At 42.3% G+C, this 22820-nt stretch carries 22 protein-coding genes and 1 pseudogene; 20 read left to right on the top strand and 3 right to left on the bottom strand.

The window, feature by feature from the left end; genetic code table 11:
- The first annotated feature begins 256 nt into the window (after nucleotides 1-256).
- Together ACSW3C_RS01250 and ACSW3C_RS01245 are read left to right on the top strand one after the other, a co-directional pair.
- Nucleotides 257-610, top strand: a complete 354-nt coding sequence (locus tag ACSW3C_RS01250) for a hypothetical protein (protein ID WP_486560444.1) — start codon at nucleotides 257-259, stop codon at nucleotides 608-610.
- A complete protein-coding gene (locus ACSW3C_RS01245; protein WP_486560443.1) occupies nucleotides 607-927 on the top strand; it encodes a DUF5643 domain-containing protein in 321 nt (106 codons plus the stop codon). Before ACSW3C_RS01250 ends, ACSW3C_RS01245 begins: the two co-directional genes overlap by 4 nt.
- A 145-nt stretch (nucleotides 928-1072) precedes the next feature.
- Here the strand turns inward: ACSW3C_RS01245 and ACSW3C_RS01240 are convergent.
- Nucleotides 1073-1482, bottom strand: a pseudogene (locus ACSW3C_RS01240) (YkvA family protein).
- 97 nt (nucleotides 1483-1579) lie between these two features.
- Between ACSW3C_RS01240 and ACSW3C_RS01235 the strand changes: the two are divergent.
- From ACSW3C_RS01235 to ACSW3C_RS01215, 5 genes are all read left to right on the top strand, one after another.
- On the top strand, nucleotides 1580-2209 hold the full coding sequence (locus tag ACSW3C_RS01235) for a hypothetical protein (protein WP_486560442.1): 630 nt from the start codon (nucleotides 1580-1582) through the stop codon (nucleotides 2207-2209).
- A 167-nt stretch (nucleotides 2210-2376) separates the two neighbouring features.
- The gene (locus ACSW3C_RS01230; RefSeq protein WP_486560863.1) at nucleotides 2377-2817 is read left to right on the top strand and encodes an SMI1/KNR4 family protein; all 441 of its coding nucleotides are present in this window, start codon (nucleotides 2377-2379) and stop codon (nucleotides 2815-2817) included.
- Nucleotides 2818-2893: 76 nt separating this feature from the next.
- On the top strand, nucleotides 2894-3580 hold the full coding sequence (locus tag ACSW3C_RS01225) for a DUF1963 domain-containing protein (protein WP_486560441.1): 687 nt from the start codon (nucleotides 2894-2896) through the stop codon (nucleotides 3578-3580).
- Nucleotides 3581-3624: 44 nt separating this feature from the next.
- On the top strand, nucleotides 3625-3933 hold the full coding sequence (locus tag ACSW3C_RS01220) for a hypothetical protein (protein WP_486560440.1): 309 nt from the start codon (nucleotides 3625-3627) through the stop codon (nucleotides 3931-3933).
- 132 nt (nucleotides 3934-4065) lie between these two features.
- The gene (locus ACSW3C_RS01215; RefSeq protein WP_486560439.1) at nucleotides 4066-4737 is read left to right on the top strand and encodes a hypothetical protein; all 672 of its coding nucleotides are present in this window, start codon (nucleotides 4066-4068) and stop codon (nucleotides 4735-4737) included.
- A 456-nt stretch (nucleotides 4738-5193) separates the two neighbouring features.
- On the opposite strand, the gene ACSW3C_RS01210 is transcribed toward ACSW3C_RS01215, so the two are convergent.
- A complete protein-coding gene (locus ACSW3C_RS01210) occupies nucleotides 5194-5814 on the bottom strand; it encodes a hypothetical protein (RefSeq protein WP_486560438.1) in 621 nt (206 codons plus the stop codon).
- Between the two features lie 172 nt (nucleotides 5815-5986).
- Here ACSW3C_RS01210 and ACSW3C_RS01205 point away from each other — a divergent pair, with 172 nt between their 5' ends.
- Nucleotides 5987-6397 carry a DUF3221 domain-containing protein gene (locus tag ACSW3C_RS01205; protein WP_486560436.1) on the top strand — a complete coding sequence of 137 codons (411 nt, stop codon included), beginning with the start codon at nucleotides 5987-5989 and terminating at the stop codon, nucleotides 6395-6397.
- Between the two features lie 242 nt (nucleotides 6398-6639).
- Nucleotides 6640-8775, top strand: coding sequence for a transglycosylase domain-containing protein (locus ACSW3C_RS01200; RefSeq protein ID WP_486560861.1), 2136 nt, complete (start codon nucleotides 6640-6642; stop codon nucleotides 8773-8775).
- Between the two features lie 197 nt (nucleotides 8776-8972).
- Here ACSW3C_RS01200 and ACSW3C_RS01195 read toward each other — a convergent pair whose 3' ends face one another.
- Entirely contained in the window at nucleotides 8973-9200 is a 228-nt protein-coding gene (locus ACSW3C_RS01195; protein ID WP_486560435.1) for a hypothetical protein, read from the bottom strand.
- Nucleotides 9201-9404: 204 nt separating this feature from the next.
- Between ACSW3C_RS01195 and ACSW3C_RS01190 the strand changes: the two genes are divergently transcribed.
- The 11 genes from ACSW3C_RS01190 (at nucleotide 9405) to hemL (ending at nucleotide 22691) form a co-directional block, all read left to right on the top strand.
- The gene (locus tag ACSW3C_RS01190) at nucleotides 9405-10376 is read left to right on the top strand and encodes a tetratricopeptide repeat protein (protein WP_486560434.1); all 972 of its coding nucleotides are present in this window, start codon (nucleotides 9405-9407) and stop codon (nucleotides 10374-10376) included.
- Between the two features lie 126 nt (nucleotides 10377-10502).
- Nucleotides 10503-11789: a trigger factor gene (gene tig, locus ACSW3C_RS01185; protein ID WP_486560433.1), complete on the top strand. Its 1287-nt coding sequence runs from the start codon at nucleotides 10503-10505 to the stop codon at nucleotides 11787-11789.
- Between the two features lie 145 nt (nucleotides 11790-11934).
- Nucleotides 11935-13200 carry an ATP-dependent protease ATP-binding subunit ClpX gene (gene clpX / locus ACSW3C_RS01180; protein ID WP_238082352.1) on the top strand — a complete coding sequence of 422 codons (1266 nt, stop codon included), beginning with the start codon at nucleotides 11935-11937 and terminating at the stop codon, nucleotides 13198-13200.
- A 120-nt stretch (nucleotides 13201-13320) separates the two neighbouring features.
- A complete protein-coding gene (gene lon, locus ACSW3C_RS01175) occupies nucleotides 13321-15639 on the top strand; it encodes an endopeptidase La (protein ID WP_486560432.1) in 2319 nt (772 codons plus the stop codon).
- The gene (gene yihA, locus ACSW3C_RS01170; protein WP_486560431.1) at nucleotides 15636-16217 is read left to right on the top strand and encodes a ribosome biogenesis GTP-binding protein YihA/YsxC; all 582 of its coding nucleotides are present in this window, start codon (nucleotides 15636-15638) and stop codon (nucleotides 16215-16217) included. Before lon ends, yihA begins: the two co-directional genes overlap by 4 nt.
- Before the next feature lie 196 nt (nucleotides 16218-16413).
- Nucleotides 16414-17766 carry a glutamyl-tRNA reductase gene (gene hemA / locus ACSW3C_RS01165; protein ID WP_486560429.1) on the top strand — a complete coding sequence of 451 codons (1353 nt, stop codon included), beginning with the start codon at nucleotides 16414-16416 and terminating at the stop codon, nucleotides 17764-17766.
- 87 nt (nucleotides 17767-17853) lie between these two features.
- Entirely contained in the window at nucleotides 17854-18684 is an 831-nt protein-coding gene (ccsA, locus tag ACSW3C_RS01160; RefSeq protein WP_486560428.1) for a cytochrome c biogenesis protein CcsA, read from the top strand.
- 50 nt (nucleotides 18685-18734) lie between these two features.
- Nucleotides 18735-19664, top strand: coding sequence for a hydroxymethylbilane synthase (hemC, locus tag ACSW3C_RS01155; protein WP_486560426.1), 930 nt, complete (start codon nucleotides 18735-18737; stop codon nucleotides 19662-19664).
- The gene (locus ACSW3C_RS01150) at nucleotides 19657-20421 is read left to right on the top strand and encodes a uroporphyrinogen-III synthase (RefSeq protein WP_486560425.1); all 765 of its coding nucleotides are present in this window, start codon (nucleotides 19657-19659) and stop codon (nucleotides 20419-20421) included. Before hemC ends, ACSW3C_RS01150 begins: the two co-directional genes overlap by 8 nt.
- Complete coding sequence (gene hemB, locus ACSW3C_RS01145; protein ID WP_486560423.1) at nucleotides 20418-21398, top strand: porphobilinogen synthase; 981 nt, start codon at nucleotides 20418-20420, stop codon at nucleotides 21396-21398. Before ACSW3C_RS01150 ends, hemB begins: the two co-directional genes overlap by 4 nt.
- The gene (hemL, locus tag ACSW3C_RS01140; RefSeq protein ID WP_486560421.1) at nucleotides 21399-22691 is read left to right on the top strand and encodes a glutamate-1-semialdehyde 2,1-aminomutase; all 1293 of its coding nucleotides are present in this window, start codon (nucleotides 21399-21401) and stop codon (nucleotides 22689-22691) included.
- The last annotated feature ends 129 nt before the right edge of the window (nucleotides 22692-22820 follow it).

The raw sequence follows: 22820 nt of genomic DNA, 5'->3' as shown, positions 1-22820 counted from the left end.
TTCAATCAATTGCAACACCAAGCAGAAATAAATAAGGACTTTCAATCATCATTTTCTATTGCTGAAGAAATAGTCATCAACATCTTGCTCCCTGAGAAAATGATCGCCTACAAAAATGTGATTGACCCTGTCACCTTTATCAAAGGCGATACAGGTTTTATACTCTTTAAAAAATCTGATGGACAAATGTAATTTATCAAGTACATGGGTATTCCCAAGAAACGAATGAAACAGTTACGATGGTGATTCCTCCTTAATGATTACAGAGCTTATTTACGATGGTAGTAGGCTTTCATTAGGGTTTATCGTAACGAATTATGATAATGAAAATCCTTTTGGAAATGCGTCTTTTAAACTTGACGGAGAAGATTTTTATGGTGGAGCGAGTAGCCAAGGGGAGTATATTAATGACACTGATTATGCAGGGGTCTTTAAGCTAATTATTCCTAATGAATTGAAAAAAGACTCATTTAATTTGGCTATTGTTTTAAAGGAGTTTAATGATAAAAAAGGGAGTTGGAATTTCAACATCCCCGTTTCTAAAACAGAGGGTGATAAATCCTTTCTTGTACTAAACAAACCAATTCGAAAGACTACAAAATTACAATGAAAAGAGTTACTTTTACTCCTGCGACAACAGAAATAAACTTTGACTTAACGGAACCTGTCAAAGCTGAAAAATTAAATCAAATCATACGTTTTTGTTTATTCGATGATAAAGGAAATGAGTTAAAAGAAATAAGTGCTGAAGGTGGGGGGGATAAAGTCTGTGAAGTAATTGATGGGAAGATAACATTGGATACAAGTGTTCAATATGAATCGATTGACGTTATTCCTGATTATTTGATTCTTGAACCATACATTCGCAATAAAAATGAAAACATCGAAAAATTGAGAATGAAAATCCCTCTTAAAAGAAGTGAATAAATGGGGGAGTTATTAGGTTATATTATTTCTTCCTTCAACAAACGGGGCGTTGATCAAGGTTTGTACGGGTGCTTTATTTAAGAACATTGGGCTTGTAGATGGCTCACTGTTCTAATTGAAACTAAGGTGGCAAGTTGGTTTAAACTTAACTCTTTATGTAATTGCTCTGATATAACCAGCTATATAATAGTTTTACAACCCAAAAAGCAATTAAGATCCAGATAATGATAAAAAGAGCACCAACAAACCAATTTTTTGGTTTGCCGTCTTTTTTAATTTCTTCAGCTCTAACTCTATTTTCGTCTAAAATTTTGCAGGAATTTATTTAAGAGCTAATGAGATTCCCAGAGGGACAATAATAAGATCATCAAGATACCCTAAAATAGGTATAAAATCAGGAATTAAATCAATTGGACTGAAAGCATAGGCTACTACACAAATTGCGAATATCTTGGGGAACAAAGGAGTTCGAAGATCCTTGTAAGATAGATAAAGAACAAATAAATTACTTTTTAGTTTCCGCCCAAGGATTTTCAGCTTATTTAAAGTATCCATCATTATCCTCCATATTTAATTAGTATAAATTAGATAAATACTGAGGTAAACAAATGATTAATATGAAGTTCGAATCAAAAGGTTAACAGGAGGATTTATGAAAAATAGTAGAGTTCTTTTTTTTATACTGTTTTGTTTACTGATGCTGTATGGCTGTAATGGAGACGAAAAGCAATTGGTTGCTTCAACTGTAGAAAAAGTTAGCTCTGAAAAAGATACTGAAAAAGAATTATTAGCATTGTCGGAAGAAATATTTTCGCTGTTAAAGGAGTCTAACTATAAAAAGATAGCTGAAAAGGTTGATCCGGAACATGGAATTACCTTTGCTTTTTATGCGGATTTTGGTTATCCCGATGGATATGGGGGGAAGTATGTTAACTTATCAAAGAAGGAGATAAGTGAAATAAGCGATACAAAGTATTCATGGGGATTAGATGAAGCAGAAACGAAATTTGAAATGTCCTTAGTTGAATTTGTTCATCAATTCCTCTTACGGAGATGGGGAAGGGATGATGTAGATTATAGTATTGTTACATTTAATGAACCAGCAGAGAATTATGCAGGTGTTCTTAATACCATTCATGAATATTACCCTAATGCCAAGTACGTAGAATACTATTCACCAGGTGAAAATGAGCATTTGTTCCAATCCCTGCGGTTCATCTACCAAGAAAGAGATGGAGAATGGTATCTTATTGGAATCGCTCGTGATGTAGCTACTGTATGATAAATGAATCTTTAATAAGTAAAAGCCTACAACTATACAGCTATAGTTTGAAGGCTTTTAGTTGTTCGTAGACATCCTGATGAAAAATAACGCAGAGTGATAGGTGATATCTTTAGCCTTTAGTTGTAATGCATTATAAATTGGTGAAGAAGGAAGGTGTTAACTTGATGTGGAAGGGCTATATAAGTTCGGTGTCAAAAGAATACTTCTTCAAGCCTCCAGCAACTAATGCTGAAATAATTCGCATTTCAGGGGAACTAAATGTGAAAGTGCCTCAAAAGTTAATCACATTATTGAGTGAAACGAATGGAGTTTTTGACTGTTTTGGTTGTCCATTAATATGGTCAACTGCACAAATAGTAAGGGATAATTTGTTTTTTAGAGATTTAGGTGATAATGAAGATTTGTATAAGCCGTTTGACGACTTGTTATTTTTTTCGGATAGCGGCTGTGGTGACTTATTTGGTTATAAATTAGTAAATGGAAGTATTCAAGAAGAGGATATATATGTGTGGAATCACGAAGATGACAGCAGAATGTGGGTTGCTTCTTCATTGGAAGAATTTATTAAAGGTTGGATTACTGGAGAAATTTCTACTTACCATTAATCCAACTGTATCTATCTCTAGTGAAGACTTGATGCCCCAGTTTTTATGGAGACCAACACATGAGGAGTTGAATAACTTGAATGTCCAACAAATAAAAGAAGCATTATTTAAACAAGCCACTATCTTTCATACCGGGGGATTCCGGCCAACAGAGGAATTAGGGGAAAGTTGGATTGGCAAAGTATTATGGGGGAACGTAGGTGAAAACATACCATCTAGTTTCGACCCTATTTGTACTCTGTTTCTACACAATTTACCCTACGTTCCAAAGGAGTTAACGGGTTATCATTTAATAACCATTTATATGGATTTCGATGTATTCAACAATTTACAGATGGATAATCTAGCTCAATATTTTAAGATAAATTGTTATCAAGTATTGGATGAATTACATAAGGTCGATAAACAATCTAATAATATAAAGAGCTTCCCACTGGCTCCTATACTAATTAATAATGACACACCATCTTGGGAGGATTCCGATAGCATTGCTCCAGAAATAGAAAATGCAATATTGAAGCTCGAATTAAACGAGGAAATTGAATACTATGATGACGTCGTAGAAAAAATATACTCCACTCATAAAGTTGGAGGGTATCCATCTTTTACCCAAGGCGGAATCAGTTTTGGGGATGATTACTCATTTGTCTTTCAAATAAGTTCAGATGAAAAAGCTCGCTTCAACATTGTTGATAGTGGCAGTTTTTATTTCTTCTACAATCAAGAAAAACAGGATTGGATCGTCTACTGCGATTTTTATTAATATTCTTGAAGAAGATATTGAACTAAATAGAAGGTGGTGCATAAATGGGTAGTATAAACGCTCAAAATTGTAATTTAAATATATGGTATTACCTACCTGAAGAAGTATGGAATCAAGTAACGACTGTATATATGAGCATGCCAGGCTGGATCGGATATAAAAATGGAATTCCTTATTGGTTCGGACAGGAAGATGATAAGGTTTTTATAACAGCATCACTAGAACCAAGTGGATTAGCATTTTATGCGCAGATGAGTGACGATGCATGGAATTCTTGGATCGAAACATTTAAATTGGAAGCTACGAAAGTATTAGGATTTGCGGTTGGTGAACCCGAAGATGGATTTAGGTAACTGTGCTGATTCATTAATTGAAAAATATTTGATAGAAACAATATTAATAAGTGTTTTTCTCACGTTGAGAATGAATAAGTTCCATGTTATGTTGCTAAGCTGCATTCGATAAGTCAAAGAGGAGATATACATATGGATAAACAGTCTTATGCAAGGTATTTGCTTCAATTGATGAATGAAGAGGATGCTGGTGAAACAGATATTGAGGAAGTTCAATTTTATGGGTATTTTCAAATGTATATGCCGGATGGAGCAGGCGTCGAGGCAACTTTTGAGCCTCTTGACGATGGGCACGCATATTTGCAGAAGATAATACAGATTTATGAAATGCTAGATCCAAAGGATTTTAGTGGACCTATAGTACCGGGATATTTTACTGGTAAGGCTAAATATGTATCTGATGAAGTATTGTTGAATTATGGAAGGCAGTTTATTCAAGGCTTACAGAATTTATTGATGGAGTATTCCGTGGAATCAGGTGGAGAGGATTTACCAGATAATCTGCTCGAAATTGACGAGGTTAGAATTATATCTTCTGAGGAAATAGATGAAATTCGTGAGCATTACGACTCTGAATTATATGAGACGATTTCTGATATCATCAGCGAACAGAAGGAGTACGATGAACCGATTGAGATTTTGGACGAGGCGTATTATTCGATTGCTTGTGATTACTGGATTTCATATTATCTTCAATGGCACCGTTATAAAATGAGTGGAGATCCATTTGCAGCATATTTTAATCTGTACCAACTTGGGTACTCGGCAATCTTCTCGGAAAATAAACTGTATATTGGTACATAAAACGGAGGTTCATTAAAATGGCGGAATGAATACCATGCAAGATGGAAGAATGCAACGCAACTATTTTGCCGAGCACAGCAGCCAAAACAGATGGTATCTGCATGCCTTGTCATCAGGCGGTTTTTAGATAAAAAGTCTTTAAACTTGAAAAGATGCACTTTCTGTTTCGATACGAACAGGATGCGCTTCTTTTCCACCTGTAAAGGCACAGGATAATAAATTCGTAGAAATTGAAGTGGATTGGAGTGGAAGGCAGCGACGCCAGTGGGAATAGCGCGAGCAGAAAGTCCCGCTGGAACGAAGCTACGAGGAGATGGAAGCCGCGCCTGCTGAATGCGTCTGCCTGAAACGGAAATCCACGGCTTCTAAGATGGAAAAAAATATAAAGACCACTTGGCGACAAGTGGCCTTCAGTAATGTTTATAGAAATTTCTTCAATACATTCATTAGTATTAATTATTCATCACAAGTATATTTAAATTTAGGATTGGTCTGAATGAAATAGCCGCTTCTAACTTGTCCCGCCCAGTTTTGTAATGCTTCTTTCCACGCAACACTTTCAAAGAATTCTTCTACAGTTGTTGTTTCTGAAAACCAGATGAGTGGCGTGTAAGGTGCAAGTGGCCCTGCATCACCCCAAATGCCTCCGGCTTTAATAGTACTTTGTTTTACGAGAAGCAAGGGTAGTCCACGTTGATAAGACATAGAAGGTTCGATTTGCATGAATGGAGAATATGTCTCTAATTGAGCCGTCCGCCGTGTTGGTTTTAATAGGGCGGCAATTGTTCCATAACTAGAGTTCACGATTCGACGCACATTTTCAACAGTCGTGTCAGGATATTGGTCTGTATTGGGGAGTGTTCTTGGGAAAAGAAGGACCTCTTTGATTTCGTTGAACATACGAATAATAAACCGTTGCTCCTGTGATAATGGAGGTTGGGCTGGTCCAAGTGTAAATAGGTTTTGATGGCTAAAAAATACGGGGATCCGGAAGAAATCGCTTGCTGCTTCATTTAAATCATCTACCGCTTGATAGAATTCTTCTAGTTCCTTATTTTTTGTTTTATTTTCACTCAAATTTTCTCACCTCCTTTCTCATAACTTATTCAAAGTTGGAAAGGGGGTCTATGTGTACACACCATATGCTACATTATGTTTCAGACAGGCATTATGGGTATGAAAAATCTGACATCCTACTAATCAATTGTCTTATAATTATAGTAAAGCCTTTTGTGCAGAGGAGGTATTAATGAATTTGACTAAGCCCTTTCCTTATAAAAGATGGTTATTCGCTTGTTCATTAGTACTAGCAGCCTTTGTGGTCTTGAACACCATTTCTCTTCAGAAACGCATAACTTTTGATTTGGCGGAACTTCCAGAAGACTATATGGTAATCGAGGGTTATGTAGTTTCTAAGCATCTTCATTCCGTCGGGCTGTCAGAAGAACCCAGTGGTTTTAAGAAAATCGTTTTGGGCCCTTTGCAAGGACATGGTGCGAATCAATTAAAAGTCCTAAAAAATAAGGAGTACAAGAATGCGATAAATTTTAGACAGCTGAAGCTGAACCAAAAAGTACGTGTGTATTGCGATTATGTTAGAGAATCAAATCCACCTAAAACGATGGCTTATTATGTCGAGATACTCGATTATCAAGAATAGTCGATGCTCTGGAAATAGTAATAATCAAAAAATCGCAAGTTAGCAAGCAAACCATGCATATTTCTTAGCGCCTCCGGCAATAGAACAGGGAGGTGCTTTTTTTGTGTGAGAAAAAGCTACTCTGTTAACGGCTGGCGTTGTTAAAATTACCCTGTTGTCTTTCAGTTGGGTTTATTCATTCCGCCATGTTAAACTTTGAAAGTTCAATTGGCAATGAAGAAGGTGGAATTCATTTGAAAAGAATGGAACATAAAGAACAACAGAAACAATTACAAGCAGGGAAGAAATGGTCTAGGCTGAAAAGGCCATTGCGCATCGCACTTTTCGGAATGCTCGTCCTGGTCGTTTGTGGACTGGTTATTTTGAATGTATTAATTTCTAGTAGTGATGTAAGTAAACTTGACGAACCCGAACCGCGGGCTACTTTTATTTATGATCAGAACGGTGAAATCGTTAGTAAATTATCGAATTCTACTATTGAAGGAGTTTCTCTGGACCAAATTCCAAAAGAGCTCGTGGAAGCCGTCATTTCTGTTGAGGATCAAAGATTTTACAAACATAGCGGTATTAACTATGTCGGGATTGCGAGAGCCTTTACTCAAAACCTGTTAAAAGGGAAGGTCGTGGCGGGCGGAAGTACGATTACGCAACAGCTTACGAAAAATGCATTTTTAACTAACGAGCGGACGTATTCTCGTAAATTCAAAGAAATGATTCTTACTAAAAAGATTGAGAGAACCTATTCAAAAGATGAAATTATGGAGCGCTATCTGAACCAAATTTACTTTGGAGAGGGAGCATGGGGTGTTCAACGTGCTGCGCAAGTGTATTTTGGAAAAGATGTAAGTGAATTAACGTTAAGCGAATGCGCTACGTTAGCGGGAATTATTAAAGCGCCATCTCAATTGTCTCCTCACAAAAATATGGAGAAATCCGTGGAACGGCGTAATCTTGTTCTATCGTTAATGAAAGGCGAAGAGTACATTAGCCAAGCTGAATATGAAGAAGCGATTGGTCAAAAGATTGTGTTAGCTGATTCAGACACGTTGGATTACACAGGGAAGTATCCTTATTATATAGACCGTATTGTTGATGAGGCAGTCAACAAGTATCATCTGACGAAAAATGAAGTATTATCTGGCGGACTACATATCACTACTACATTAAATCCTGTTATCCAAGAAGCACTAGAAGAAGTTTATCAGGATGATCGTTATTTTCCTGAAAGCAAGCCGGATCAGCTCATGCAAAGTGCATCCGTTTTCTTGGATCCTAAAACGGGTGGGATTCTTGCATTAATTGGGGGCAGAGGGGAATATACGTATGGCCGCTTTAACTATGCAACCCAGCTCATTAGACAGCCGGGCTCGTCTTTGAAACCACTTGCGGTTTACACCGCCGCGCTGGAGCAGGGCTATCAACTATCGGATTTGCTCGTTGACGAACCAATCAACATCAACGGTTATTCTCCGAAAAACTTTGATAAGCAGTATAGAGGGCGGGTGACGATGTATGATGCCGTCGTTCATTCGTATAATATCCCTCCCGTCTGGCTCTTGCACCAAATCGGGATTGAAAAAGGTGTAAACAGCGTAGAGAGATTCGGCATTCCTCTGGAAAAAGATGATCACAATCTCGGCCTCGCTTTAGGTGGCTTGCACAAAGGGACGTCGCCTCTGCGCATGGCACAGGCTTTCTCCACGTTTGCGAATGATGGGGTCATGATGGAGGCCCATGCAATTGTAGAAGTCAAAGATTCGGAAGGAAAAGTCCTTGGGAAGTGGCAAGAGAAGAAAACAGACGTTACAGATGCGGCAGTTGCCCAGCAAATGACCTATATGCTGCAAGGTGCCGTGGAAAATGGGACGGGCAAGAAGGCGCAAATTACAGGTGTCGACGTAGCAGGAAAGACGGGGACCACCCAGCTGCCATTTGCAGGTGTGGATGGCTCTAAGGATCATTGGTTCGTTGGCTATACACCTGACATCGTAGGTGCTGTTTGGCTAGGCTATGATCAAACCGATTCCGAACACTATTTAACATCGACGAGCAGTTTCACAGTGCCGGCTATTTTCGGACAAGTCCTGTCCAGGTCAACCAGTGAATTGCATACAAAGAAATTTGATTTGCCGTTAATCGGGAAAAATAAAAAAGAGCTGGAGAAACAGAAAGGCAAGTTGAAGGAGAAAAAGCAGAAGCAAGAGCGAGAGAATAAGAAGTGGGAGAAGAAAAAGGAGAAGGAACAGAAAAAGAAAGAGAAGCAGAGAGAGAAGAAAGAGAAGAAAGAGAAGAAACAAGAAAAAGAAAAGAAGAAACGAGAAAAAGAGAAAGAGAAAGACAGAGGGAAGGATAAAGAAAAAGACAAAGGGAGAGAGTAGAAGAAAGCAGATTCTTATACAAATCCTTTTGGTACATGCACTACCCCTTGTCAATCGAATGAAAATGCCGCCAGCCTGGAATGTTCAGGTTGGCGGCATTTTAAATGAAAAAACAACCTTGCGCATAGGCAAGGTTGTAGAAAATATCAGAATAAAAAAATGGCGTTCGTCCCCAAAAGATATGTAATAGAAGGTAATTAACGGTTGGATGTATTATATTTCTCTTCCATCTCTAACACATCCGCAAAGCATTCCATCGCCGCGTTGATATACAGATCCATAAATTGCGGCTCTATGTACTCGGAAAGTCGTTCCAGCAGTTCCGCTCTCATAAGGAGGGGTCGATCTTTTGGAAAGTAAATTGGTTTGTAGACGGATTTTACACTGCTTTTTTCATTGTTGACAACGAGTCTTAAATGGGTCATTTAGATACCAACCTTCTCCACTCCCGGGTGGGCAGTATGTCTTAATTTGTGACATAAGTGTAACATGAAAAAGTCTTTTCTTGTATTGGAAATTAAGGGAAATTTAATATTCCGAAAAAAATGATGTTATCTTTTTGGTTATAATACAATTTTAATTGGAAAATACTATATGGTATAGTGAATGAAGAGAAAGAAGGTGAGCGATTGCGTCGAAAGTATGGAAGGCTTCTGAAGAAGGACAACGTTATTGTTTTTCCAGGTGCTTACGAAAAGCTCGTGGAAGCCGGGAGACTGGCAGTTGATCAGGAACAATTTGAAAAAGCGGTGGAAGCTTTTGACCAGGCAATTAATTATAATCCCGATAGTTCGGAGTTTCTTGGCCCATATGCAATCGCACTCTATGAGACGAAAGACTTCTCTCGTGCCAAGGAGTATGCTTCCCGCCTCCTCTATAGTGGAACAGCGGATTATATTGCGGCAATGGAATTATATTTGGCTATCAGCATCCAGTTGCAACATTATGATGAAGTGAGGGAGACGATCGATACGCTCTTTGAAGAACAGATTATCCCGGAACGGATGCTGAAGAAATTCAATTATTTGCGAGAACTGAATGAGCGTCTTTCTGATCGGTACAGCCAAGATGAAGGATATGCTTCTAATGTGCGTTTCTCATTCGAAGAGTTTATTAAAATCGGTACGGATATGCAACAGGCGATGCTTGCCTCGCTTGAAAATGGTGAGCTGGATGCTATGCTTCCCGTGTTGATCAAGATTATTGGTTCCGATGAACTATCACCGATTGTGAAGACATTTGCTTTGATTTTATTAAAACAAGCAGGGTATAACGATGCGGTGGAAATTCGGAAGTTCGGTATGGAAATGACGGTTCGCCCGAATCAGCTTCCTTTACCAAATGAAGATCAATTGACCGGAGAAGTTATGCAGCTTGCGGAGAGGACATTTGAGAAAGATCCGTCCAAACTTGAAATGGTTAAGTCCATTATGCGGAAATATGGGATTGTCACCTATCCATTCAGTTGGGGGAACTATACGGCTGACGAAGTGATGGAAGCGTATGGATTATACATAGAAAGCCTGATGTCAGGACAACAGCTGCCCGAGGATGAACTAATCGATTTCATTCAATACATCGATACTGAATTTGATCGATGAATGTGAGGAAAGCACTTGATATTAAATCTGTTGAAAGATAGGAAGACTATGATATACTGTAATGGTTGTAAATGACGTATATACGTGATGGAATATATTGTTCATAATGATTCGGAGGTAGTTGTAATGTCAGTTAAATGGGAAAAGCAAGAAGGAAATAAAGGTACGTTAACCGTTGAAGTTTCTGCAGAACAATTTGATGCGGCTCTTGATAAAGCATTTGCCAAAGTCGTAACAAAAGTTCAAGCACCAGGTTTCCGTAAAGGGAAAATGCCACGTAAAATGTTTGAAAAAATGTATGGAGTAGAGTCTCTATATAATGATGCTCTTGATTTCGTTCTACCTGAAACTTATTCAAACGCACTTGATGAAGCGGATGTAGAACCGATTGCACAACCGGAAATCGAAGTTGAGAAAATCGGCAAAGGCGAGACGCTTGTCTACAAAGCTCACGTTCAATTGAAACCAGAAGTGAAACTTGGCGACTACAAAGGCCTTGAAGTGAAACGCCAAGATACTGAAGTAACAGATGAAGAAATCGAAGCTCAATTGAAAGACCGCCAGCAAGCTTTCGCTGAAATGGTAGTGAAAGAAGAAGGCGTTATCGAAAACGGTGACACAGTCAACCTCGACTTCGAAGGTTTCACTGGTGGAGAGCCGTTTGAAGGCGGAAAAGCGGAAGGGTATGATCTTGAAATCGGTTCTGGATCTTTCATCCCTGGCTTTGAAGAGCAAATGGTCGGCATGAAAGTCGGCGAAGAAAAAGACGTTGAATTGACATTCCCTGAAGAATACCATGCAGCTGAATTGGCTGGCCAACCTGCAGTATTCAAAGTGAAAGTAAACGAAATCAAAACAAAAGAAATCCCTGCTTTGGACGATGAGCTTGCAAAAGAAATCGACGAAGAAGTATCTTCTCTTGATGAATTGCGTACGAAATTGAAAGAAAAGACTGCTGAAGAGAAAAAAGGCGCAGCTGAAACAGCTCTTCGTGATGAGCTAGTTGAAGCGGCAGCAAATAACACGGAAGTCGATATTCCTGAAGTGATGATCGAGTCCGAAATCGACCGCATGATGGAAGACTTTGGCCGCCGCCTGCAAATGCAAGGCATGAACCTTGACCTATACTATCAGTTCTCTGGTCAAGACGAAGCTGCTCTACGTTCTCAAATGAAGGACGACGCATTAAGCCGCGTACGCGTTTCTTTGACACTTGAAGCGATCGCGAAAGCAGAAAACGTTGAAGTGACAGAAGAAGAAATCAACGCTGAGCTTCAAAAAATGTCCGAGCAATTCGGCATGGAAATCGATCAAATTAAAAAGACACTAGGCGGCACGGACGTTCTTGAAAACGACCTACGTTTCAATAAAACGGTTGAGCTTCTTGTCGACAACGCTAAAATTACTGAATAATAACCGAATGTTTAGCTGAATATAACAAGGTACGGAAGTCCGTACCTTGTTTTTCATAGGATCAAACGGTTCCGGCGCGTAATTCTAATTAGTTGATAAATACGGGGGAATCTTGTAAGATTGTCACTTGATAGGGGTGAGCATGATGTTCAAATTTAATGATGAAAAAGATAATTTAAGCTGTTCATTTTGTGGGAAAACACAGGACCAGGTACGTAAGCTTGTAGCTGGCCAGGGTGTTTATATTTGTGATGAATGTGTGGAATTATGTGCGGAAATCGTGGAAGAAGAAGTGGGTCTGGACGAAGACTTCGAGCTGAAAGATGTTCCGAAGCCACGCGAGATCCAAAGCATCCTTGATGAATATATCATTGGCCAGGATCGTGCCAAAAAATCATTGGCTGTTGCCGTTTATAACCACTATAAACGCGTAAACTCCAACAGCAAGATCGACGATGTGGAAATTTCCAAATCGAATATTGTCTTGATTGGACCAACGGGTAGCGGGAAGACGTTGCTTGCCCAAACGTTGGCTCGTATTTTGAATGTGCCTTTCGCCATTGCGGACGCGACTTCATTGACGGAAGCGGGATATGTTGGGGAAGATGTCGAGAACATCCTTCTAAAACTGATCCAAGCAGCCGATTTTGATATCGAGCGTGCAGAAAAAGGGATCATTTATATCGATGAGATCGACAAAGTTGCGAGAAAAGCGGAAAACGCGTCGATCACCCGCGATGTTTCAGGAGAAGGCGTGCAGCAAGCATTGCTTAAAATTCTGGAAGGTACAGTTGCCAGCGTTCCTCCACAAGGCGGCCGGAAACATCCTCACCAGGAATTCCTTCAAATCGACACAACCAACATTTTATTTATAGTAGGTGGTGCGTTTGATGGAATTGAAGAAATTATTAAACGCCGGACGGGACGTAAAGTAATCGGATTCGGTTCCAATGAGGAGAAGGAAGAGAAGAAAGAAGGCACTGTGCTTTCTCAATTAATTCCTGAAGACCTTCAGAAATTTGGACTCATTCCGGAATTCATCGGACGTCTTCCGGTCATCGCGACACTTGAGCCGTTGAATGAAGATACATTGTATCAAATTTTAACTGTTCCGAAGAACGCTATCGTGAAGCAGTATCAAAAAATGGTCGAAATGGATGGAGTGCAGCTCCGTTTTGAAGACGACGCATTAATTGAGATTGCAAAAGAAGCGATTGAGCGTAAAACGGGTGCTCGTGGATTGCGTTCCATCATAGAAAATATCATGTTGGATATCATGTATGAGCTGCCGTCCCTTGAGGAAGTGACGGAGTGCGTTATTACAAAAGACGCGGTTCTTGGTAAATCCAACCCACTCTTATACCGTGCGGACGGATCCCAACTGGATTTGGATCAAGAGAAGACAGCTTGATGCATGGAGGAAATAGCTGACTCCGAAGATGCGATTCACTCGCTCGTCGGTTGTCGGCTTTTTCCACCTTATAGGATTGATTGAAGTTGGACATACATAACTTATGGAGGTGACTTCCGTATGCCATTGAAAACGAACATACCTTTATTGCCACTTCGCGGGATGCTGGTATACCCGTCGATGATTTTACATATTGACGTCGGGAGAGAGCGCTCCGTTTTTGCGATCGAACATGCCATTGCCCAAGATAATCTCATTTTCCTTGTGACGCAGCGCGATATTACAATAGAAAATCCAGAGGCAGAAGATATTTATCAAATTGGCACATTGGCCACTGTAAAATCATTGACCCAATTGCCGAATGGTACGCATCGTGTGTTGATTGAAGGAATGGAACGGGCAGCGTGGTCGAACTATCGGGAAGCGGATCTGTATCCTGTAGTGGACGTGGAAAGTATTCCTGACGTACAAGTGAAAGATGCGGAGAGTGAAGCGCTGATGCGGACGCTTCTTTCCTATTTTAAGAAATTTGCCAAAATATCCAAACGTGTATCAAAAGAAACATTGGCTACGTTTGAACAGATCGAAGAACCAGGGCGTTTGGCTGATACGCTCGCTTCCCATATGCCGATTAATATTACTGCGAAGCAGGAAGTTCTTGAAATGCTGGACGTGAAAGAACGGCTTGAGTGGATGATCAGCAAGCTGCATAATGAGCAGGAAGTTATGAACTTGGAGAAAAAGATCAACGAGCGGGTCAGGGAAGCGATGGAACGAACGCAAAAGGAATTTTATTTGCGTGAGCAGATGAAGGCCATTCAAACGGAATTGGGCGATAAGGATGGAAAAGGGCTTGAAATCGCAGAACTGAAGGAGCGAATTGACGGAGCTGCCATGCCGGAAGGTGCAAAAGAAGCAGCATTGCGTGAACTCGATCGCTATGAAAAGCTCCCTTCCGCAGCTGCGGAAAGCGGTGTAATTCGAAACTATATCGAATGGCTTGTGACATTGCCTTGGTCAAACGCATCAAAAGACCAGCTTGACATTAACCGGTCAGAGGAAATTTTGAACCGAGATCATGAAGGCTTGGAAAAAGTGAAGGAACGTATTTTGGAATATTTGGCTGTCCGCCAAATGACGAACTCGCTTCGCGGACCGATCCTTTGTCTTGATGGACCTCCTGGTGTCGGGAAGACTTCCTTGGCCCGTTCGATCGCAGAATCACTCGGCAGGAAGTTCGTCCGCATTTCACTTGGCGGAGTTCGCGATGAATCTGAAATCAGGGGACATCGCCGTACGTATGTCGGGGCAATGCCGGGCCGCATCATTCAAGGGATGAAAAAAGCGGGAACGATCAATCCAGTTTTCCTTTTGGATGAAATCGATAAAATGTCGAATGATTTCCGCGGTGATCCTTCGTCTGCCATGCTGGAAGTGCTGGACCCTGAACAGAACAGCACATTCAGTGATCATTACATTGAAGAGCCGTATGACCTATCAAATGTCTTATTCATCGCTACATCCAATGATCTGAGCTCAATTCCGGGACCATTGCGCGACCGCATGGAGATTATCTCAATAGCTGGCTATACGGAGCTTGAGAAACGGTCGATTGCCAAAAATCATTTGATTCCAAAGCAGCTGAAAGAACATGGCCTGACTAAATCTCAGGTGCGTTTTTCTGATGAAGCAATTTTGGACATCGTCCGTCATTATACAAGGGAAGCCGGCGTCCGGAATTTGGAGAGGGAGATTGCCCGGGTTTGCCGGAAGGCGGCTAAAATGATCGTCACAGGGGAACGGAAAAGTATTACCGTTAATCCGAAGACGGTCGAATTATTGTTAGGAAAGAAAAAATTTAAGCACGGTAAAGCAGAGGAAGTCAATCAAGTCGGTGTTGCGACAGGTCTTGCCTATACGACAGTCGGGGGAGATACGCTGCAAATCGAGGTTTCATTGTCACCTGGAAAAGGTAGGTTACTACTGACAGGTAAATTGGGCGATGTCATGAAGGAATCAGCTCAGACCGCGATGTCCTATGTTCGGTCAAAAGCCGAGGAATTCAACATTGTCGAGGCATTCCATGAAACGAAAGATATCCATATCCACGTTCCGGAAGGTGCTGTGCCGAAGGATGGACCTTCAGCGGGTATTGCTATTGCTACCGCTTTAGTTTCTGCCTTGACGAAGCGTCCTGTCCGGCGGGAAGTCGGGATGACGGGTGAAATCACACTGCGTGGCCGTGTGTTGCCGATTGGCGGAGTGAAAGAGAAGACATTAGGTGCCCATCGCGCTGGATTGACAACCATCATTTTACCGATGGATAATGAACGCGATATAGAAGATATTCCTGAAAGTGTGCGAAAAGAATTGACGTTCAAGCTCGTTTCGGATGCGGAAGAAGTACTCGAAATCGCATTGGAGGCAAAATTGCAATGAAAGTCAATAACGTGGAAATGATAATGAGTGCTGTTAAACCAGAACAATATCCGGATAATGGTTATCCGGAATTTGCATTAGCTGGCCGTTCAAATGTCGGCAAATCGTCATTTATTAATAAAATGATTGGAAGAAAAAGCTTAGCCCGAACATCTTCCAAACCGGGCAAGACCCAAACGTTGAACTTTTATAAAATCGAGGAACAACTATTTTTTGTCGACGTACCAGGGTATGGCTATGCGAAGGTTTCCAAAACTGAACGGGAAGCATGGGGGAAAATGATCGAACGATATTTGACAGGGCGCGAACAATTGCGTGCCGTCATCCAGATTGTTGATTTACGCCATGCACCTTCAGAAGATGACCGGCTGATGTATGATTTTATCGTGCATTATAACCTGCCGGCTATCATCATCGCGACGAAAGCCGATAAAATTCCAAAGGGCAAATGGATGAAGCATAAAAAAGTCATCAAAGATGCATTAAACCTTCGCCCGGAAGACCCGCTCATCGTCTTCTCCTCCGAAAAAGGAATTGGTATGGAAGAAGCCTGGAGGGAAATCGAAAGCAGGATGTAGTAAGTTATTTTTCCAACCATGGAAAAGTCCGGACGGGAAAACTGTTCCGGACTTGTTTATTATATAATAATCATTATAAAAACAGCTTATGAACCGTTTGATTTCATAGGTTGTTCACAATTCAAACCGCCATTCCAACTTAAATATGTTATAATAAGTACCGTTGAATAAGAACGTGAGAGGTGTGAAGGACCCAATGCATACAATCGTAGTTGGTGTCAATCACCGTACGGCGCCTGTTGAAATACGGGAGAAGGTTTCTTTCGTTGAAGCAGAGCTGCCTGAGGCGATGCGACAATTGCAGCAAGAAAAAAGCATATTGGAGAATATTATCATTTCGACTTGCAACCGGACGGAAATTTACGCTGTAGCGGATCAGCTGCACACAGGGCGTTACTACGTTAAACGGTTCCTTGCGGATTGGTTCGGTCTCTCCATGGATGAGTTGTCACCACACTTGCTCATTTTCGAAAATGACGGAGCGTATGAACATTTGATGCGTGTGGCGGCAGGCATCGATTCGATGGTTCTCGGAGAGACACAAATTTTAGGCCAAGTCCGCTCCAGCTTTTTATTGGCACAGGAAATCGGCACGACCGGTACGATCTTCAATGAATTGTTCAAGCAGGCGATTACGCTTGCGAAGCGGGCACATTCGGAAACGGCAATTGGTGAAAATGCGGTTTCCGTTTCTTATGCTGCCGTAGAACTGGGCAAAAAGATTTTCGGTACGTTGAACGATAAACATATCGTCATCCTCGGCGCAGGCAAAATGGGTGAGCTCGCCATTAAAAACTTGTATGGTAATGGTGTAGGCCAAGTGACTGTCGTCAACCGGACGTTGTCCAAGGCAGAAAACCTTGCTGCACAATTCGGTGGAAGCGCCAAATCGATGCAGGAGCTGCAATGCACTTTACTCGAAGCTGATATTTTGATCAGCTCGACAGGTGCTACGGATTTTGTCATCGACTTGGAACTTATGCAAATGGTGGAGAAGCTTCGTAAAGGGAAGCCTTTGTTTATGGTCGACATCGCAGTGCCGCGTGACTTGGATCCTCGCATTGGCGAACTTCCAAGCGTCTTCTTATATGACATTGATGATATGCAGGGCATCGTGGAAGCGAACCTTGCCGAGCGTAAGCGTGCTGCTGATGAAATCGGCATCATGATTGAGCAGGAAATCGTCATGTTTAAAGAATGGGTGGCGACACTTGGCGTGGTGCCAATCATTTCTACATTGCGGAATAAAGCGCTCCAAATTCAAGCGGATGCGATGACAAGCATCGAAAATAAAATGCCGAATTTGACTGACCGGGAGAAGAAACTCCTGAACAAACATACAAAATCCATTGTCAATCAATTATTAAAAGAACCGATCCTACAGGCGAAAGAGTTGGCGACCGATCCGGATGCGATGGAAAAGCTGGCGCTATTCCAACAAATTTTCGGCATTGCCGAGAAGGAATCTGCAATCCCAGCCGGAACTACGGAATCGAAAGACAGCGTTCAACCGGTGAAAATCGGCAGCGCTCCGGAATTGTCATATTGATCGGAAGAGTCGGATGCACCCTTTGGCTTAAAAAGGGGCTTCCGATTCCGTCCGCTCTTTCACCGTTTGAAAGGCAGAGATTGCATCATGGCTGAAATGACCATGGCCAGGTTCCATGAAGTGGTAGTCATCCTGTACGCGGTGAGCCTCGTATTTTATTTCATTGATTATTTGAATAAAGATACGGTCGCTCACCGCAGTGCGTTTTGGATACTCTCGCTTGTATACGTATTGCAAACCGGTTATTTGATTTTCCATATGATTGAAACGAAACGGTTCCCGATCCTTTCCCTGTTTGAAGGGATCTATTTTTTCTCGTGGTTGCTCATTACGCTATCCATCATTCTGCATATCGTTTATAAAGTTGGATTTGCGGTGTTTTTCCTGAATGTCATCGGGTTTATCTTTATGACGATTTATACGTTTGCGCCATTTCAGATTGAGCAGTCTCCGATTGGTGAATCGCTCATTTCTGAATTGCTTTTTATCCATGTGACATTCGCGATTCTTTCATATGCAGCGTTTGCCATATCCCTCGTATTCGCCATTTTATATTTGCTAGTTTATAAGGTTTTGAAAAAGAAGAAATGGACAAAGCAATTTGCCAGGTTTCCATCTTTGCATCAATCGGCGATTGGGATGAAAGCGGCCATTTTTACGGGGATTCCTTTGTTGCTGATCAGTTTAATTTTAGGCATGCAATGGGCAACCGTGGCGCTCGATCATTGGACATTCTTGGATATCAAGATCATCGGCTCATTCTTTCTCATTTTGCTTTATAGTTTGGTATTATTTTTGCAAAAGAGTGGAAAACTGACAGCGAACGATTTTGCTTGGGCGAACGTCTTCGCTTTTCTTTTCGTCATCATCAATTTTTTCTTAGGCAGTAAACTATCACAATTTCATTTTTGGATTTAGCTTCAGTCAAGAAGACGGATTGGGCTTTCTATGGAAAGGAATGTGTTTCATTGAGAAAAATCATCGTAGGTTCCAGAAGAAGCAAGCTCGCATTGACGCAGACAAACTGGTTTATTGAACAGATGAAAGCAGCGGGGGCGCCCTTTGAATTTGAAGTGAAGGAAATTGTTACGAAAGGCGATCAGATCCTCGACGTCATGCTTTCTAAAGTTGGCGGAAAAGGACTGTTCGTTAAAGAGATCGAGCAAGCCTTGTATAACAAGGAAATTGATTTTGCGGTACATAGTATGAAGGATATGCCGGCGGTTCTGCCAGAGGGACTCACGATCGGCTGCATCCCTCCTCGTGAAGATGCACGTGACGCGTATATCTCAAAAGGCCATGTCAAATTCATGGACCTGCCGGCTGGAGCGGTTGTCGGAACGTCAAGTTTACGACGAAGCTCCCAGTTGCTTTTAATGCGTCCAGATATCGAAATCAAGTGGATTCGAGGAAATATTGATACGCGCCTGAAAAAAATGCAAGACGGCGAATATGATGCGATCCTATTGGCCGCAGCAGGCTTGAAGCGAATGGGCTGGAACGATGAAGTTGTGACGGAGTACATGGCACTTGAGGATTGCATCCCAGCAGTCGGGCAAGGAGCACTTGCGATCGAATGCCGAAGTGATGATGAAGAGCTTCTTGCAGAGCTATCGAAACTGACGGATGATAAAACGTGGAAAGAAGTAGAGGCTGAGCGTACATTCCTTAGTGAAATGGATGGTTCCTGCCAAGTGCCGATTGCCGGTTTTGCAAAACTAGATGGCAATGAAGTGAAGTTGACTGGATTTATCGCTTCTCCAGACGCGAAGGAGATCTTCAAAGAGACGTTCAGCGGCGAGAGTGCTATAGAAGTAGGAAAAGCGGTAGCTGCCAAACTGAAAGAAGAAGGGGCCGCTGCTGTCATTGAGAAAGTGAAGGCGGAAATGAATGACTGACGGTAAACCGCTTGCTGGAGAAACCGTCATCTTTACCGGAACAAAGAAATCACCCGAAGTTTTTGATGTGGTGGAGCAGTATGGAGGACAGCCGATAGCGGCGCCGCTCATTCGGGTGGAGGAAATTGTAGAGGCAACAGATGAAAGCCGGATGCGGGAGTGCAATCAATTCGATTGGCTCATTTTTACAAGTCAATCCGCTGTCCGGTCGTTCCATGCAAAAATGGAACGTTTTCATTTATCGGCTGACCAGTTTACCCTCAATATTGCTGCAGTCGGGACCCAGACCGCGGCTGCACTGGAACGGTTAGGTTTTACAGTCGGTTTCATTCCAACTGTTTTTAGTGCGGACACGTTTGTCCAGCAATTTCGCCCCTCGGGAGACAGGCAAATGAAAGTTCTGTTTCTTCGGGGGTCTTTGGCAGGTTCCTTGATACGCGAGGAGCTGCCTTTTGCAGTAGAGGAATGGACGGTCTATCGCACAGAGAGTGCTATCGAATCGGTTGAGACCATTATCAGGTTGATTCGAACGGGTACATCTGTCTCCGTTTTATTCGCCAGTCCTTCTGCTGTTCATGTGTTTGCAGAAAATGTAGCGACAGCTGTCGGCTGGGAAGGTTTTACGATTGGTGCGATTGGACATGTGACGGAGCAGGCACTTCTGGATGAAGGAGCACCTGTTCATGCCACTCCCGAAATTTATACATTAATGGAACTCGTCAACGCTTTGGCGAGACGAAAGGATGAGCAAAGATGACCAACTTGCAATTCAGAAGAAACCGCCGGCTGCGTAATTCGGCGGGACTCCGTTCAATGGTGCGAGAAACAAGCTTGAAAAAAGAAGACTTCATTTATCCAATTTTCGTAGCGGAAGGCGAAGGCATTAAAAAGGCGATTTCCTCTATGCCTGGCGTTTACCAGTTTTCATTGGATCAGCTGGCTGCGGAAGTGGATGAAGTCGTCTCACTCGGTATCCCATCGATCATCCTATTCGGTATCCCGGCTGAAAAAGATGCAGTCGGATCCGGTGCGTATCATGATCATGGAATTGTCCAGAAAGCGACTCGCTTTGTAAAAGAACGTCATCCTGAATTGATTGTCGTTGCGGATACTTGCTTATGCGAATATACCGACCATGGGCATTGCGGTGTCATTGAAGGAGAGAAAGTGCTGAACGATCCTTCATTGGATCTTCTTGCGAAGACAGCGGTAAGCCAAGCGAAGGCTGGTGCTGATATTATTGCACCATCAAACATGATGGACGGGTTTGTTGCGGCGATCCGAAAAGGGTTGGACGAAGCTGGCTTCGAAGATATACCGATCATGTCGTATGCAGTGAAATATGCTTCCGCTTATTACGGTCCGTTCCGGGATGCAGCGGAATCCGCACCTCAATTCGGTGACCGCAAGACGTATCAAATGGATTATGCGAACCGGATGGAAGCTTTGCGTGAAGCGGAGTCGGACGTGATGGAAGGCGCAGATTTCCTTATTGTGAAGCCGGCGCTGTCCTATATGGATATTATTCGCGATGTGAAAAATAATGTCCTCTTGCCGGTTGTTGCTTACAATGTGAGTGGCGAGTACGCAATGGTGAAAGCAGCGGCACAAAACGGCTGGATTGACGAAAAGCAAATCGTTCTTGAAACATTGACAAGTATGAAGCGTGCTGGAGCGGATATCATCATGACATACCATGCCAAAGACGCAGCGCGCTGGTTGGAGGAGAATTGAGTGAGCAGACAATATGAGAAATCCAGAGAGGCATTTGCCGAAGCGGTCAACTTATTGCCAGGCGGGGTAAACTCGCCGGTACGTGCATTCAAGTCAGTCAATATGGACCCGATTTTCATGGAAAGCGGGAAAGGTGCCATCATTAAGGATATCGATGGCAACGAATATATCGACTATGTCCTTTCATGGGGCCCGCTTATCTTAGGACATACTGATCCAGATGTAGTCGAAGGAATCAAACGAGTCGCGGAAACCGGGACGAGCTTCGGTGCTCCGACATTGCTTGAGAATGAACTGGCGAAAATTGTGATCGACCGAGTGCCGTCCATTGAAATGGTCCGCATGGTTTCATCCGGTACGGAAGCAACAATGAGTGCGTTGCGATTGGCGCGCGGATACACAGGACGCAACAAAATCCTGAAATTTGAAGGCTGCTACCATGGCCATGGGGATTCCTTGCTCATTAAAGCGGGTTCAGGTGTCGCGACACTTGGCTTGCCGGATAGCCCAGGTGTTCCGGAAGGTATCGCAAAAAATACAATTACCGTTGCCTACAACGACTTGGAAAGTGTAAAAGCGGTCTTTGAGCAATTCGGGGATGATCTGGCTGGTGTCATCGTGGAACCTGTAGCCGGTAATATGGGGGTCGTTCCTCCACAGCCTGGCTTCTTGGAAGGTTTGCGTGAATTGACCGAGAAAAATGGCACGCTGTTGATTTTCGATGAAGTCATGACAGGCTTCCGCGTCGGTTACAACTGTGCGCAAGGCTATTTTGGCATCACGCCAGATTTGACTTGTCTTGGAAAAGTAATCGGTGGCGGGCTTCCAGTCGGCGCATATGGCGGTAAACGGGAGATCATGGAGCACATCGCGCCAGCAGGAACTGTATACCAAGCCGGAACATTATCCGGAAATCCACTTGCCATGACAGCTGGTATTGAGACATTGAAAAAGTTGACGCCTGCGTCGTATGAACATTTCATGAAGCTGGGCGATCAATTGGAAGCAGGTTTCCGTGAAGCGGCTACGAAATACAATATCCCGCACACAGTCAACCGTGCAGGGTCGATGATCGGATACTTCTTCACAAACGAAGATGTCATCAATTATGACAAAGCAAAAACGTCGGATTTAAATCTCTTTGCAGAGTATTTCCGTTTGATGGCCGAAGAAGGGATCTTCTTGCCACCATCCCAATTCGAAGGTATGTTCCTATCCACAGCACATACGGAAAAGCATATTGAGCAGACAGTGAAGGCTTTCCATACAGTGTTTGAGAAGTTATCAAAATGACAATGAAATTTTTGCACTATGATTCCGTTATTTACGAATCATAGTGTTTTTTTATTGAATTCCTGCCTAAGCAGTCTACTCCAAGGCTTCCATGCATATGATGGCAAATGAGAAGAAGCAAGGGAGGGA

This window comes from Sporosarcina sp. AD_1 (genome assembly GCF_057373025.1).
The sequence above is the reverse complement of the archived record's forward strand: the minus strand, read 5'-3'. Positions and strand labels throughout refer to the sequence as shown.